Origin of the sequence: Pseudoduganella albidiflava, from assembly GCF_004322755.1 — a bacterium.
GTDB lineage: Bacteria > Pseudomonadota > Gammaproteobacteria > Burkholderiales > Burkholderiaceae_D > Rugamonas > Rugamonas albidiflava.
This window is the reverse complement of the sequence record NZ_CP036401.1, coordinates 1,933,470-1,948,265: the sequence shown is the minus strand read 5'-3', so window position 1 is coordinate 1,948,265 and position 14,796 is coordinate 1,933,470. Positions and strand designations below refer to the sequence as shown.

General features: G+C 66.5%; 15 protein-coding genes. 8 read left to right on the top strand and 7 right to left on the bottom strand.

Annotated elements, in window-relative coordinates; genetic code table 11:
• Nucleotides 1-22: 22 nt before the first annotated feature.
• Nucleotides 23-418: an alternative ribosome rescue aminoacyl-tRNA hydrolase ArfB gene (arfB, locus tag EYF70_RS08390; RefSeq protein WP_131144989.1), complete on the bottom strand. Its 396-nt coding sequence runs from the start codon at nt 416-418 to the stop codon at nt 23-25.
• Between the two features lie 92 nt (nt 419-510).
• On the opposite strand from arfB, the gene EYF70_RS08385 reads away from it, so the two are divergent.
• The 4 genes from EYF70_RS08385 (at nt 511) to EYF70_RS08370 (ending at nt 4,015) form a co-directional block, all read left to right on the top strand.
• The gene (locus EYF70_RS08385; protein ID WP_131144988.1) at nt 511-897 is read left to right on the top strand and encodes a hypothetical protein; all 387 of its coding nucleotides are present in this window, start codon (nt 511-513) and stop codon (nt 895-897) included.
• Between the two features lie 82 nt (nt 898-979).
• Entirely contained in the window at nt 980-2,542 is a 1,563-nt protein-coding gene (locus EYF70_RS08380) for a TerC family protein (protein WP_131144987.1), read from the top strand.
• Nucleotides 2,542-3,153, top strand: a complete 612-nt coding sequence (locus tag EYF70_RS08375; protein ID WP_174800391.1) for an exopolysaccharide biosynthesis protein — start codon at nt 2,542-2,544, stop codon at nt 3,151-3,153. The genes EYF70_RS08380 and EYF70_RS08375 overlap by 1 nt, the downstream gene beginning before the upstream one ends.
• A 19-nt stretch (nt 3,154-3,172) precedes the next feature.
• A complete protein-coding gene (locus EYF70_RS08370) occupies nt 3,173-4,015 on the top strand; it encodes an undecaprenyl-diphosphate phosphatase (protein ID WP_131144986.1) in 843 nt (280 codons plus the stop codon).
• A 142-nt stretch (nt 4,016-4,157) separates the two neighbouring features.
• On the opposite strand, the gene EYF70_RS08365 is transcribed toward EYF70_RS08370, so the two are convergent.
• From EYF70_RS08365 to EYF70_RS08355, 3 genes are all read right to left on the bottom strand, one after another.
• Complete coding sequence (locus EYF70_RS08365; protein ID WP_229420756.1) at nt 4,158-4,607, bottom strand: GNAT family N-acetyltransferase; 450 nt, start codon at nt 4,605-4,607, stop codon at nt 4,158-4,160.
• A gap of 263 nt (nt 4,608-4,870) precedes the next feature.
• Nucleotides 4,871-6,499: a sensor domain-containing diguanylate cyclase gene (locus EYF70_RS08360; RefSeq protein ID WP_131144985.1), complete on the bottom strand. Its 1,629-nt coding sequence runs from the start codon at nt 6,497-6,499 to the stop codon at nt 4,871-4,873.
• Nucleotides 6,500-6,743: 244 nt separating this feature from the next.
• On the bottom strand, nt 6,744-7,061 hold the full coding sequence (locus EYF70_RS08355) for a hypothetical protein (protein ID WP_131144984.1): 318 nt from the start codon (nt 7,059-7,061) through the stop codon (nt 6,744-6,746).
• A gap of 345 nt (nt 7,062-7,406) precedes the next feature.
• On the opposite strand from EYF70_RS08355, the gene EYF70_RS08350 reads away from it, so the two are divergent.
• From EYF70_RS08350 to EYF70_RS08335, 4 genes are all read left to right on the top strand, one after another.
• Nucleotides 7,407-9,506, top strand: a complete 2,100-nt coding sequence (locus EYF70_RS08350) for a TonB-dependent receptor (RefSeq protein WP_229420755.1) — start codon at nt 7,407-7,409, stop codon at nt 9,504-9,506.
• 21 nt (nt 9,507-9,527) lie between these two features.
• On the top strand, nt 9,528-9,929 hold the full coding sequence (locus EYF70_RS08345; RefSeq protein WP_131144983.1) for a MerC domain-containing protein: 402 nt from the start codon (nt 9,528-9,530) through the stop codon (nt 9,927-9,929).
• A gap of 275 nt (nt 9,930-10,204) precedes the next feature.
• Complete coding sequence (locus EYF70_RS08340; protein ID WP_131144982.1) at nt 10,205-11,422, top strand: YeeE/YedE family protein; 1,218 nt, start codon at nt 10,205-10,207, stop codon at nt 11,420-11,422.
• A 128-nt stretch (nt 11,423-11,550) separates the two neighbouring features.
• Nucleotides 11,551-12,264 carry a DUF4198 domain-containing protein gene (locus EYF70_RS08335; protein ID WP_131144981.1) on the top strand — a complete coding sequence of 238 codons (714 nt, stop codon included), beginning with the start codon at nt 11,551-11,553 and terminating at the stop codon, nt 12,262-12,264.
• A 57-nt stretch (nt 12,265-12,321) separates the two neighbouring features.
• On the opposite strand, the gene EYF70_RS08330 is transcribed toward EYF70_RS08335, so the two are convergent.
• The 3 genes from EYF70_RS08330 to adh all read right to left on the bottom strand — a co-directional run bounded on the left by EYF70_RS08330 (nt 12,322) and on the right by adh (nt 14,701).
• Nucleotides 12,322-12,669, bottom strand: coding sequence for a DUF2200 domain-containing protein (locus EYF70_RS08330; protein WP_131144980.1), 348 nt, complete (start codon nt 12,667-12,669; stop codon nt 12,322-12,324).
• A 101-nt stretch (nt 12,670-12,770) separates the two neighbouring features.
• Entirely contained in the window at nt 12,771-13,181 is a 411-nt protein-coding gene (locus EYF70_RS08325) for a DUF779 domain-containing protein (RefSeq protein ID WP_131144979.1), read from the bottom strand.
• Entirely contained in the window at nt 13,181-14,701 is a 1,521-nt protein-coding gene (gene adh / locus EYF70_RS08320; protein WP_131144978.1) for an aldehyde dehydrogenase, read from the bottom strand. Before adh ends, EYF70_RS08325 begins: the two co-directional genes overlap by 1 nt.
• Between the last annotated feature and the right edge of the window lie 95 nt (nt 14,702-14,796).

Here is a 14,796-nt window from a genome sequence, read left to right as displayed (position 1 = left end):
GCGCTGGCATGGTTCGCTGGCCTCAGTCCGTAACCTTGCCGCGCAAGGCCTTGATCTTCCCGCTGCGCACCTTGGCATCGACGCGCCGCACCTGCGAGCCGCGGGTGGGCCGCGTGGCGCGCCGGACCACCGGCACGTGCGCCGCCTCGTCGACCAGCGCCTGCAGGCGGCGCAGCGCATCTTCCTTGTTCTGTTCCAGGCTGCGCGAGGCCTGCGCCTTGATGACCAGCACGCCCTCCTGCGTGATGCGCCCGTCGCGCAGGGCCAGCAGGCGTTCCTTGACGCGTGCCGGCAGCGACGACGCCGCGATGTCGAAGCGCGCATGCACCGCGCACGATACCTTGTTGACGTTCTGCCCGCCCGGCCCCTGGGCCCGGATCGCGCTGAACTCCACTTCATTGGGATTGATGACCGCCATGCTGCCGCCTCGATGAACCTGACCGGCCAACCGGCCGCGTGGCGCATGATAACTCATGGTACACTGGCCCGGTTCCGTGCAACGTTATGTCTATGAGACGATTATTCGTCATCTTCCTTGCCCTGCTGTTCCCCCTGAATGTCTTCGCGCTGTCGTTGTCGGTCGCCGCGCACGCGCCGGCGCCCCTCCAGGCCCCCGGCCATGCCATCGAGAGCAAGGCCAACGACAGCAAGGCAGCTGATCACCGCACCGCTGACATCGTGTCCTTCGACAGCCGGGCCGGCACGGGCCTGCCGGGCGAAGCGCTTTGCGACATCGATCCGGGTGAACCGCCCGCCGGCATGGATTTCCACGACACCGTGCACGCCGCCGCGCAACCGCCGCTGGCCGCGCCGCCCGATGCCTCGGTCCCCTGCTTCGTGCCGCCCTGGCGCGGTCGCGATCCCCTGCCCCCGATAAAGCCCCCGCCCTCGGCCTGATACGGCCCTGCCGCTATTTTTCCCGACGTTTTTCCCGACTTTCCCCAACAAGCAGCACCGCAGTCTTTACGAGGTTTTATCAATGGAATGGCTTTTCGACCCGGCAATCTGGGCGGGATTGCTCACGCTCGTCGTCCTGGAAATCGTCCTGGGCATCGACAACCTGATCTTCATCGCCATCCTGGCGGACAAGCTGCCGCCCCACCAGCGCGACAAGGCGCGGCTGATCGGCCTGTCGCTGGCCATGCTGATGCGCCTTGGCTTGCTGACGATCGTCTCCTGGCTGGTCACGCTGACCACCCCGCTGTTCTTCATGGCCGGCCAGGGTTTTTCCGGCCGCGACCTGATCCTGCTGGCCGGCGGCGTGTTCCTGCTGTTCAAGGCCACCATCGAGCTGCATGAACGGCTCGAGGGGGTGACCCACGTGCAGACCGGCTCGAAGGTGTACGCCGGCTTCGGCGCCGTGGTGGCGCAGATCGTCGTGCTCGATGCCGTGTTCTCGCTCGATGCGGTGATCACGGCCGTCGGCATGGTCGACGAACTGGGCGTGATGATGGCGGCCGTGGTGATCTCGATCGGCGTGATGATCCTCGCCTCGAAGCCGCTGACGCGCTTCGTCAACGCGCATCCCACCGTGGTGGTGCTGTGCCTGTCGTTCCTGCTGATGATCGGCCTGTCGCTGGTGGCCGAAGGCCTGGGCTTCCATATCCCCAAGGGCTACCTGTACGCGGCCATCGGCTTCTCGATCGTGATCGAGACACTGAACCAGTTCGCACGCCGCAATTTCCTGAAGAGCCAGGCGCGCATGCCGTTCCGCGACCGCACGGCCGACACCGTGCTGCGCCTGATGGGCGGCCGCAAGCGCACCGAAGCCGCGGCCGACCCGCAGGACGAACAGCCGGCAGAACTGGACGCGTTCGCCGTCGAGGAACGCAACATGGTCAGCGGCGTGCTGACGCTGGGCGACCGCTCGGTGCGCTCGGTGATGACGCCGCGCTCGGCAATGTCGTGGGTGAACCTGGACGATGCCGCCGAGACGATCCTGCGCCAGTTGCAGGAAACACCGCACAGCCTGATGCCGGTGTGCCGGGGCCAGCTGGACAATGTGCTCGGCATCGCGCGCACCAAGGACATGATCGCCGACTTGCTGCTGGGCCGGCCGATCGGCGAAACCGGGGCGCGCCTGCGCACGCCCATCGTGCTGCCCGATACGGCCGGCGTGCTCAAAGCGATGGACACGCTGAAGCGCGCGCACGGGCAGCTGGTGCTGGTGACCGATGAATACGGCGTCGTGCAGGGCCTGCTGACACCGGTGGACATCCTGGAAGCCATCGCCGGCGAATTCCCCGACGAGGACGAAGAGCTGGCCATCCAGCTGAAGGCTCCCGGGTTGTGGGAAGTGGACGGGGCGGCCGACCTGCACCTGCTCGAACAGGTGCTGGAAACGGATGCGCTGGTGCGCGACGATGCCGACTGCACCTCGCTGGCCGGCTTCCTGCTGGCGCATTTCGAAGGCTTCCCGGACGTCGGCCAGTCGCTCGAGCTCGATGGCCTGCGCTACGAGATCCTCGCCGTCGAGGAGCGGCGCATCGCCAAGGTCGCGGTGCGCCGGATCGCCGCCGCCGAATTGGAGGAAGCCGCGTGATGAAGCACCATGCCGCCGGCCCCGCCCTCTCCGACGTCCTCCAGCAGCTGGCCGAAGACGCCACGCGCGAACGCATTTCCATCGGCGACCTGCTGACCGCACTGGCCGACCGGGCGCTGGGCGCCCTGCTGTTCGTGTTCGCCTGCCCCAACGTATTGCCCACGCTGCCCGGCACGTCGGCCATCCTGGGCGCCCCGCTGGTGATCCTGGCCGCCCAGCTGGCGTTCGCCAGGAAGCCGTGGCTGCCCGCCTTCATCGCCACGCGGTCGATCGCGCGCAGCGATTTCCAGGCGCTGATCGGCCGCATCCGGCCCTGGCTGCTGCGCGCCGAACGCATGCTGCGCCCGCGCGGCACGGCCTGGGCGCTGCCGCCGATGGAATACGTGGTGGGCCTGGTGTGCCTGCTGCTGGCCATCGTGGTCTTGCTGCCGATCCCGCTGGGGAACATGCTGCCCGCGCTGGCCATCAGCATGCTGGCGCTGGGCGTGCTGGAACGCGACGGACTGTGGATCGTGGCCGGCCTGGCGACCGCCGCCGCGTCCGCCGTGCTCGTTTCAGGGGTTGTATTTGCTGCAATGAAGGCAATTTTGTATATGATGATGGCTTTTTGACATGACAGGATAGAAACGCATGACCGTATCATCGATCGGATGGCTGGAAGCCGCCTTGCTGGGACTGGTGCAGGGATTGACCGAATTCCTTCCCATTTCCTCCAGCGCGCACCTGCGCATCATCGGTCCGTTCCTGCCTTCGGGCATGGACCCGGGCGCCGCCTTTACCGCCATCACGCAGATCGGCACCGAACTTGCCGTGCTGATCTACTTCCGCCGCGATATCGCGCGCATCGCCACCGCCTGGCTGCGCGGGCTGGCCGATCCGGCCCTGCGCAAGGATCCAGACGTGCGGCTGGGATGGCTGATCATCATCGGCTCGCTGCCCATCGGCATCCTGGGCCTGCTGCTGCAGGACGCCATCGAGACCTACCTGCGCAACCTGTACCTGACGGCCACCATGCTGATCGTGTTCGGCGTGCTGCTGGGCTTTGCCGACCGCTTCGGCAAGCAGCGGCTGTCGCTGGGCCAGATGACGTGGCGCGACGGCATCGTGTTCGGCTTCGCCCAGGCGATGGCGCTGATCCCGGGCGTCTCCCGCTCCGGCGGCACCATCACGGCCGGCCTCCTGATGGGCTACAAGCGCGAGGCCGCGGCGCGCTACTCGTTCCTGCTGGCGATCCCCGCCGTGATGGCATCGGGCGGCTACCAGTTGGTGAAAAGCTGGGGCGTGGCCGGACCCGTCGCCCCCGGCCCCACGGCGCTCGCCACCGTGGTCGCCTTCTTCGTCGGCTACGGGGTCATCGTGGGCTTCCTGAAGATCGTCAGCAGCCGCGGCTTCATGCCGTTCGTGATCTACCGGATCGTGCTGGGCGCCGTGCTGCTGGCCATGCTGGGGGCGGGACGGCTGGCGCCGATCTGACGATCGGCTGTCGGCACGCCTGGGACGGCGGCCTTCGGGCCGCCGGTCCCGGCCGGGTTTCCGGGAGATTTTTCACAGCAGCTCGAGCTGAATGCGCGTGCTCCTCGGCCGCTTCCGTCCCGAAGCGGACCTTGCTAAACGCTTACTCAACTGTTCGCGGCTTCGTCAGCGAGTATGCGACTTCCGTAGAGCTGACTGGCGCACGCATCCATCCTTGTTCGGCATAAAAGCGATCCGCTCTGGTGTTGCTGCCGGTAGTGAGGTACACACACTGATGACCTATCCCGAACAGCCAGTCGACTGCTTGCTTGAGCAGTGATTGTCCAAAGCCTCGCCCTTCATGGCCCGGGCGCACAAAAAGCGCCCAGATAGAAGCGTTTACTTTGTCCGCATAGCAAAAAGCGACGATCTTGCCGTCGCTTTCTACAACCCAGCCACAGCCCATCTTACCCAAGAAATCCTCGTACATCTGGTTTGTGACACGCGTCGGCTCCGAAAGGATATTTTCTACGACGGACAGCCGTATCTGTGACATGGCTGGGATGTCAGCATGGGTAGCGCGCCTGAGCAGTAAACCGAAGTTCTGTGACATGAAGATCTGGATTGGATTGTGAAGGACCTGATACCTGCTGGTACGTAACGGCCGCTTCCGCCGTGAGCAGCCTGTCGCAATGGCTCAGTATATGAAGTCGTTGCTCTCGGGACAAGCGGCCGGTTTTGTCAGGCGCTCTAAGGCGTCGGCGGCGTATCGCGCGATGTGCTGCGTTTGCGTCGTCCCGGAGTAATAGTGCCGCGGCGTATAGGAACTCCTCAAGCCCGCACGCGTTCACGCAAGGCACCTCGTCAAGCCGTCCGCTAGTGCTCGACGCCGCACGCCTTGGCCACGACGCCATCGACGAAAAAGCCATTCCTGCCGGCGGCCTTGGCGACATACAGCGCTTCGTCCGCGCACTTGAGCAAGCTTTCGCGGGTGCTGTCGGCGCCACCGAAGGCCAGGCCGACGCTGGTGGTGACTGGTAATCCGCCAGCAATGACGTCGAACGGCACATGCATGGCCTCGACGATTTTTCCACCGAGGGCCGGCAATTCATCGACGGCATACAGGCCCTCGAAGACGACGACGAATTCATCGCCCGCATAACGCGCCACGAGGTCGGTGCCCCGCACGGCCAGCTTGAGCCGCCTGGCGAATTCGACCAGTACGGCATCGCCGGCAGCATGGCCATGGCTGTCGTTGATCTGCTTGAAATGGTCGATGTCGAGAAACGCCACGCCGATCCCGGTACGGGTCCGGTTCAGGCGCATCAACGCCTTGTCCAACTCGCATTCCATCATGCGGCGGTTGCACAGGCCGGTCAGCGAGTCGGTGCTGGCCAGCCGTGCCGATTCGGCTTCCGCCCTGGCCCGCTCTTCGGTCAGCGCATGGATGGCCCGGCTCAGGGCGCCCACCTCGTCCCGGCGGGCCAGGTCGATGATGTCGATGCCGGCATCGCCGCGGCGGATGCTCGCCACCTGGCGGCGCAAAGTTTCCAGCGGACGCAGCAAGACCACGATTGCAAACAGTCCGAGCAGGCCGGCGACGGCTGCCGCGATGCCCGTGCGCAGCAGCGCACGCTGGCGCATTGCCACCAGCGGCGCGAACGCTTCCGCCGTGGGGTAGACGATGCCGACGATCCAGTCGGCGGTGGCCAGCCGGCGGTAGCCGATCAGCGAATCCACGCCGGCCTTGTTCTTCGCCAGCACCCAGCCATTCATCCCCGCCAGCGCCTGCCGCGTCGATGGCACGATGCCGCCCTCCTCGTCGGCCACATTGCGCAGCAGGCGGCGCGCGTCCGGATGGTGCAGGATGACACCCTCGGTCGTCACCACGAACATGTAGCCGTGCCGGCCTGGCGTAAGGCGGTCCAGGTGGCGGAAGAAATCCGCCTGCGACAGGTCGATGGAGGCGGCCAGCACGAACTGCAGGGTCCCGGCCGCATTGAAGACGGGCTCGGTCAGCAGCACCACGGGCTTTCCCGACAGCGCACTGCGCAGTGGCCGCGACAACAGGCCCCTGCGCGTGGCCACCGTTTGCTGGAAGTACTCGCGGGCCGCCACGGTGGTCTGTCCGGCGGCGGCACCGCCGGACAGGCTGCTCATGAGCGTGCCCTTGGCATCGATCGCCACGGTATTGAAGAACTGCTGGTCCAGCGAAGGGATCTGTTCCAGATGGCGGCGTACCGCCGCGGGACGGGCCACCTGTGCGGCGCGCATGCCTTCCGCCGTGACGCGCAGCACCGCCCGCTTCGATTGCAGGTCCTGTTCCATCTGCGCCGCCGCGCTGGACAACAGCGCGTATTCGCGGTCGCCGACCAGCCGGGTCATGTCCCGCTCGACGATGTTGACCGCGTAGATGGACAGCAGGATGCCGGACAAGAATACCAGCGCGCAGACGATGATCGTCATCCGCGCCTTGAGCGTACCGAATGGATGGATTCTTTGCATGGCGTGCCCGGTCGTTGGACCGAGTCTAGCACGCGGCTCCTGGCGGCTATCACTCTGCACGCTGGCGCACCATGGACCGGTGCATATGGGGTGCACGCTCGCGATCAGAGAGATCGCTGGAGCGCTGGGCAGTGGAATCCCCACGGTTTAACGGGCGCTTGCCGCAGCAAGAAGAACTCACAACCAACGCTGCTGTTGGCCGGCTGCTGTCGTGGAGTGCATGGCAGCTTCCACGGAGCGGACCTTAGTCAGCAGCACCAAACAAGATCAACTGCTTCCAATCGGCATATGCCAGCACAGCCAGGAGCTTGTGAAGCAGACGTCGTTCCTCGACCAGTAAGTCGTACTCGAGGAGTGGCAAAAGCTCCTCAAGTCCCACTTTTACCTCTGCAATCGAGAAGGTCTGGTCGTCGAAAATGTTTGAGACACGATGCAAGAAGGTCGAGTCAGCTTTTTTCAGCAGGCGGGAAATTTCTTTTAATTCATCAAAGTCCAAGGTGCCAACGCAGCGGAAGGCATCTAAGTTCTTTCTGCTTGTTCCGACTAAAAATTCGTAAGCCATGTATGAAATAAAAACGCTTTGTGTGTCCGCCTCTGGCCCGCAAGCGGCCGGTCATAGTGCTCCAGTGTACGATGTCGTTTCTCCCTGCACAAGCTGCCGGCTTTTCTCGGCGGCTCCCAATCGAATCGAACCGGCTGGTATATAACCGCCTGAACTGCGCTTCTCGGCGTGCAGTTGCATCATCTCGCTTCCCGCCAGGCCGCTCAAACGGTACTGGAAAGCGCTTACTAGCCATCCGGGCCGTTTCCCTGTGCAATCGCACTGAAGCTCAAGATTGGCAGCTACTTGATAATGCATTCTCATTATCGTATAGTTCAGGCCTGCCAATGATCCTGGAGCCCCGCCGTGCTTTCGCTGCCCCGTCGTTCCCTCCCCGCCCCGTTTCCGGTGCACGCCTTGCCGCAGGCCGTCTTCATCGCCTGCGCGGTCCACGGTGCGGCATGTGCCGCCGATGAACCGGCCGACATGGCGCCGGCGCAGGTGGTCGAGATCCGGGCCAGCCGAAGCGACGACCGCATGGCCCCGTCCACCGCAGCCGGCGCGCTGCCCGCCAGCGTCACCACCATCACGGCCGACGATATCGCCACGCTGCCCATCGGCCGCGACATCTCGAACGTGTTCCAGCGCATCCCCGGCGTGGTGGCCAACAATATCGACCAGGGCGACACGGGCAACGGCTTTCGCATGCGCGGTTTCGCCACCCAGGGCACGCACGGCGCCGACACGGCGATCGTGATCGACGGCGTGCCGCAGAACATCCCGTCCAGCCAGGGCGGCGCCGGCCACGGCCCGGCCTTCCTCGAATGGATGACGGCCGACATGATCGGCTCGATCGACGTGATCAAGGGCCCCGTCTCGGCCCTGTACGGCGACCAGAACCGCGCCGGATCGGTCGCCATCGCCACCCGCGAAGGCGGCGCCGCCACGCCGTCCAGCGCGGCGGTCACGCTGGCCAGCCATGGCGGGCGGCGCGGCTCCCTCACGCTCTCGGGCGAATACGGCGCGGTGCGTTCGCTGCTGGTGGCGGACCGCTACCGCGGCGACGGCTTCCGCCACGGCGCCAGCAACGACCGCAGCAACCTGTTCTGGAAACTGTCGACGACGCTCGGCGACGGCATCTACAGCGTGCGGGCCAGCTACTACCGCTCCGACTACGCGGGCGCCGGCTACCTGCCGCTTCCGGCGCTGGAAGCGGGGCTCGACCCGCATGCCACGCAGTTCGGCCTGCCCGGCTTCGGCGGCGCGCACCGCAAGACCCTGGTGTTCAACCGCCAGCCCACCGGCGCGGACGGCTGGTTCGCCACGGCATACGCCGAGGACTTCGAACGCAGCCGGGCGATCGCCAACAGCGCCGCCCTGCACACCTTCGGCTACGACGACCGTACGATCCATGGCGGCCGCGCGGGCAACACGTGGAGCTTCGGCGACAAGGCCGTGCTGACGGCCGGTGTCGATGCCCGCGCGGACAAGGGCGACGCGCTGCGCCGCCAGTACCGCGACCGCCAGCCCACCGCGAACTATGTCAACAACCAGGAGCTCGACCTGCTGACCTACGGCGCGTTCGTGCAGGGCCAGTACCGCGTGCTGCCGGCACTGAAGCTGCATGCCGGCGCCCGCTACGACCGCTTCGACTACGACATCGTCAACCGCAAGCTGCCGGCCGCCTCGACCGCCTACCGCGGCACGGCGTTCACGCCGAAGTACGGCGTGTTGTGGAGCGCGCATCCCGGCCTGGACGTGTTCGCCAACGTGGCACAGGGTTTCCGCTCTCCGGCGGCCGAGCAGGTCAGCGCCAGCGGCAGCCTCGGGCCGCTGGGCGCGCCGGGCGGCCGCGTCAACGCGGGCATCGATCCGAGCAAGGTGCGCTCGCACGACCTGGGCATCGCGGCCCGCCCGGCCGCCGGCTGGAACGTGGCGGCATCGGTCTATTCGATCGAGAACGACGACGAGATCGTCAACACCGCGCCGGACGTGTTCCTGCCCGCCGGCCAGACCACGCGCCGCGGCTATGAAGTCGACGTGAACTGGCAGCCGGGGCGCGCGGCCAGCGCCTACCTCAGTTACGGCCGCATCCTGCGCGCGCGGCTCGACAACCCGGCGCCGGGTGCCGGCGCGCTGCTGTCCGTGCCGGCGCACACGTGGAAGGCCGGCGCGCAGTACCGTGGCGCGCTGGGCCCCGGCAAGCTGACGGTGAACGGCGACGTGTATGTCACGGCCCGCAATCCCTACTACAGCGGCACGCCGTCCGTGCAGCGCGACATGCCGACCTACGTGCGCTACAGCCTGAAGTCGGGCTACGAGACCGGCCGGGTGCAGGCATCGCTGGCGCTGGTGGTCCAGCCGCACGAATTCGCCAGCGACATCGCCTACGGCACCGCCGCCGGCCTGCTGGTGTCGACCGTGCCCCGCACGCAGCTCGAAGGTTCGCTGCGCTATTTCTTCTGACCCCATCGACGAAAGATCGCCATGAACAAACTGACCGGCGCGGCCGATGCCGCGGGCCTGTTCGCTTCCACCCTGTGCATGGTCCACTGCCTGGCCATGCCGGTGCTGCTGGCCATGCTGCCGGCCATGAGCTGGGCCGAGGACGGGCACGTGCACGAAGTGCTGCTCGGCGTTGCGGTGGTGGCCGCGCTGCTGTCGCTCGGGCCGGGCTACCTGGCGCACCGCCGCCGCGCCGTGCCGCTGCTCGGCGGCGCGGGCCTGGCCTGCCTGGCGCTCGCCATGTTCGTCGTCGAACCGCGCTTCGGGCACGACGCGGAAGCCGTGGCCAGCGTGGCCGGCGCCCTGCTGCTGTTCGGCGCCCACGTGCGCAACCGGATCTGCTGCCGGCGCTGCGCGGGTGGGCGGATCTTCCGCTCGCGGTGATGGTGGGTGGCGGCATCGACACTGGCGGAGATAACGCTGTAACGGGTCAGAGGTGACAGCGGTTCCGATGTCGTAGCTTCGTGGCAGATCACTTCGATGTGCGCCGCCATGGCGCGGGCAAAGTGGCAGCGCACCAGGCGCTTGATCGTCCGTTCCCGGCCGAATGCATGAGCACATAAGGCATTGTCAGCATTTCCACCTTCTCGCCACGCCCTGCACGAAACAAAAAAACGCGCGAAAATAACGGCTTACGAAATTTTGCCGGTGTTTTCGCCATGTCTCTTTCAACCTCCGCAACCCTCCCCGCCCGTACGGCCATCAATCCCAAACCGCTCGGCGCGGCACTGTTCCTGATCGTGCTCGGCGCGTGGTATCTCGCCCAGGTAGTGGGGCCGAAGCAGGCCGCGCTGTACGTCGTCGGCGCGCTGCTCGGCGTGTCGCTGTACCACGCGGCGTTCGGTTTCACCTCCGCCTGGCGCGTGTTCATCGCCGATGGCCGTGGTGCGGGCCTGCGCGCGCAGATGCTGATGCTCGCCATCGGCGTGGCGCTGTTCTTCCCTGCCCTCGCGGCGGGCAATTTGTTCGGAAATCCCGTGACCGGCCTCGTGTCGCCGGCGGGCACCTCGGTGATCGTGGGCGCTTTCATCTTCGGCATCGGCATGCAGCTGGGCGGCGGCTGCGCTTCGGGCACGCTGTACACGGTGGGCGGCGGCAGCACGCGGATGGTCGTCACGCTCATCGCGTTCATCGCCGGCTCGGTGATCGGCACGGCGCACATGCCGTTCTGGACATCGATGCCGCAGCTCGAACCGGTGTCCGCCGTCAAGGCGCTGGGCCTGGCGCCCGCGCTGGCATTGAACTGGCTCGTTTTCGCGCTGATCGCCGCCATCACCGTCGTCGTTGAAAAGCGCCGCCACGGCAAGCTCGTTGCGGCGCACACGCAGCCGGCGCACACGTCGCCGTGGCTGCACGGCCCGTGGCCGCTGGTGGCGGGCGCGATCGCCCTGGTGCTGCTCAATTTCGCCACGCTGGCCTTGTCCGGCCGGCCGTGGGGCGTGACGTCGGCGTTCGCGCTGTGGGGCGCCAAGGGCGCGGCGCTGCTGGGCATCGACGTCGGCAGCTGGACTTACTGGTCCACCGCCAAGAACGCCGCAGCACTGGCCGCGCCGGTATGGCAGGACGTGACGTCCGTGATGGATATCGGCATCGTGCTCGGTGCCATGCTGGCCGCGGCGCTGGCCGGCCGCTATGCCCCCGTGTGGCGCATTCCGCTGCGCTCGCTGGTGGCGGCCGTCGCCGGAGGCCTGCTGCTGGGCTATGGCGCACGGCTGGCGTATGGCTGCAATATCGGCGCCTACTTCAGCGGCATCGTGTCCGGCAGCCTGCACGGCTGGCTGTGGCTGGTCATGGCATTCCTCGGCAACGTGGTGGGCACGCGCCTGCGCCCCCTGTTCGGCCTGGAAGTCGAACGGGTGAAGCCGACGGCCTGCTGAGCCGGCAGCCGCGACCGCAGCCATGGTCGCGGCAAGCGGGGATTGCGGCGGCGATGACGGTACTGTTTGTCAATTGCGAATGATTCGCATTACAATGCATGCCTGCCATCAACCTTCGATCCTCACCCATGAACAAACTGCTGCTCTCCCTCGCCATCCTGGCCGCCCCGGCCGCCCACGCCCACCATGTCTGGCTGGAACAGGACGGCAAGACCGTCAAGCTGCAGTTCGGCGAGTTCGCCCTGAACCAGCGCGAGACCACGCCCGGCCTGCTGGACAAGTTCGTCGCCCCGAGCGCCACGCTGATCGGTGCGGCCGGCGAGCGCGCGCTGACGGCGGACAAGACCGCGAAAGGCTTCGTGCTGTCCGCCGCGCCGGCCGCCGGCGAATCGATCGTGGCCGAGGAAGCCAACTACCCGTCGTGGGAAACCACCAAGGATGGCCAGGTCAGCACGCATGTGTGGATTCCCGCCGCGCGCCTGGTGACGAACTTCGCCGCCCAGGCGCCGAAGCTGGCGCTGGACATCGTCCCCACCGGCAAGGCCGGGCAATTCAAGGTGTTCTACAAAGGCCAGCCGCTGCCGAAGGTGGCGGTGAATGCCACCGTGCCGAGCGGCTGGGCGAAGGAAGCCACCACCGACGAGCAGGGCGCGGTGCAGTTCGACCTGCCGTGGCGCGGCGTGTACGTGCTGGAGACCAAGCACACGGACAAGGCCGGCGGCGAACGCGCGGGCAAGGCCTATGCCAGCGCCAGCTACGTGACGTCGCTGACGGTCAGCCAGCCGAAGGGCCTGGCCGCGCTGCCGGCCGGCCCGGTCATGGCGCCGGAAGCGGCGCACTGATCGTGCCTGGCCCGCGCGGCGGTGCCATGCTCACTGGCGCCGCCGCGCGTGGACCGCTCAGCGCAGGATCTTCTCCATCGACTTGCCCTTCGCCAGCTCATCGACAAGCTTGTCCAGGTAGCGAATCCTGCGCATCAGCGGATCCTCGACGTTCTCGACGCGCACGCCGCACACCAGGCCCGTGATCAGCGCGGCATGCGGATGGAACGCCGGCGCCCCATCGAAGAAGGCCCGGACATCGCCCTGCCCTTCGGCGGCCGCCGCCAGCTGCGCCGGGCTGTAGCCCGTGAGCCAGCAGGTGATCCGGTCGACTTCGTCTTTCGTTCGCCCCTTGCGTTCGGCCTTTTGCACGTACATCGGGTACAGCCTGGCAAACGGTGTCGTATAGATTCGATGCTCGGTCATGGCATCCCTTCCGGCTGCTTGATCATCAACAGCAGCATCATCAGCAGCAGCATCATCAGCAGAAGCAAGCTCGTCGCTTGCCTCTGCCGATCGACAAGCTGCTACCGGCTGCCGGGCTTGCCGGCCGGCTGACGCTGCAACTGCCCGCACTCCTCGTCCGTGAACAGCCGGGAGCGCACCAGGAAGCGCCGCCCGGTGCCGTTATCGAGCGAGAACATGCCGCCATTGCCCTCGACCACGTCGATGATCAGCTGCGTGTGCTCCCAGTAGGCGAACTGCTCGGCGCCCATGTAGAACGGCGCGCCATCCAGTTCGCCCAGGCGGACATCCGTGTCGCTCACATTGAACTCGCCGTCCGGATAGCACATCGGCGCGCTGCCGTCGCAGCAGCCGCCGGACTGGAAGAACATCAGCGGACCGTGCCGCCCCCGCAGCTCGCCGATGAAGGCCAGCGCGGCGGGGGTCGCGGTCACGCGGGCGACGGGATGCGCCACCGCGTCGGCCGGTGCCATCAGAAGAACCCCAGCGCTTTCGGGCTGTAGCTCACCAGCAGGTTCTTGGTCTGCTGGTAATGGTCGAGCATCATCTTGTGGTTTTCGCGGCCGATGCCGGACTGCTTGTAGCCGCCGAACGCGGCATGGGCCGGATACAGGTGGTAGCAGTTGGTCCACACGCGCCCGGCCTGGATGGCCCGGCCGACGCGGAAGGCGCGCGCGCCGTCGCGCGTCCACAGGCCGGCGCCCAGGCCGTACAGCGTGTCGTTGGCGATGCGCAGCGCGTCGGCTTCATCCTTGAAGGTGGTCACCGAGACCACCGGGCCGAAGATCTCTTCCTGGAAGATGCGCATCTTGTTGTCGCCCCTGAACACGGTGGGCCGCACGTAGAAGCCGCCGGACAGGTCGCCTTCGTGGCTGGCCCGTTCGCCGCCGGCCAGCACCTCGGCACCTTCCTGGCGGCCGATGTCGAGGTACGACAGGATCTTTTCCAGCTGCTCCTGCGATGCCTGGGCGCCGATCATCGTGTTCGCGTCCAGCGGGTTGCCGGCCCGGATCTTGGCCACGCGCGCCAGCGCCCGTTCGATGAATTTCTCGTAGATCGATTCCTGCACCAGCACGCGCGACGGGCAGGTGCACACCTCGCCCTGGTTCAGCGCGAACATCGCGAAGCCTTCCAGGCACTTGTCGAAGTAGTCGTCGTCCGCGTCCATCACGTCGGCGAAGAAGATGTTCGGCGACTTGCCGCCCAGTTCCAGCGTGACGGGAATCAGGTTCTGCGCGGCGTACTGCATGATCAGCCGGCCGGTGGCGGTTTCGCCGGTAAACGCGATCTTGGCGATGCGCTTCGAGGATGCCAGCGGCTTGCCCGCCTCCAGCCCGTAGCCGTTGACGATATTGAGCACGCCGGCCGGCAGCAGGTCGCCCACCAGCTCCACCAGCACCATGATCGAGGCCGGGGTCTGCTCGGCCGGTTTCAGCACCACGCAATTGCCGGCCGCCAGCGCGGGCGCCAGCTTCCATACCGCCATCAGGATCGGGAAGTTCCAAGGGATGATCTGCCCCACCACGCCCAGCGGCTCGTGGAAGTGATAGGCGTAGGTTTCATCGTCGATGGTGGAAATCGCGCCCTCCTGCGTGCGGATGCAGCTGGCGAAATAGCGGAAGTGGTCGATGGCGAGGGGAATGTCGGCCGCCTTGGTTTCGCGGATCGGCTTGCCGTTGTCGATGGTCTCGGCGGTGGCCAGCAGTTCCAGGTTCTGCTCCATGCGGTCGGCGATGCGGTTCAGGATGTTGGCGCGTTCAGCGGGGGATGTCTTGCCCCACGCTTCGCGGGCCGCGTGGGCGGCATCGAGTGCGAGTTCGATATCTTCGGCCGACGAGCGGGCCACCTCGCAGAATGGCTGGCCCGTGATCGGCGTGACGTTGGCGAAGTATTCGCCTTTCACCGGCGCGGTGAAGCGGCCGCCGATGTAGTTGTCGTAGCGTTCGCGGAAGGGGTTGGCAACGCCCAGTTTGCTGATGTCGGCAAGATTCATGTCGTCCTCGGTTCTCGGTTGGAGTGTGGGAACGCTTGCGCGTGGTGCAGGGTATGCAAGCGCCGCGGCATCCTGTTTCCGGTCTGTCGCCGGTC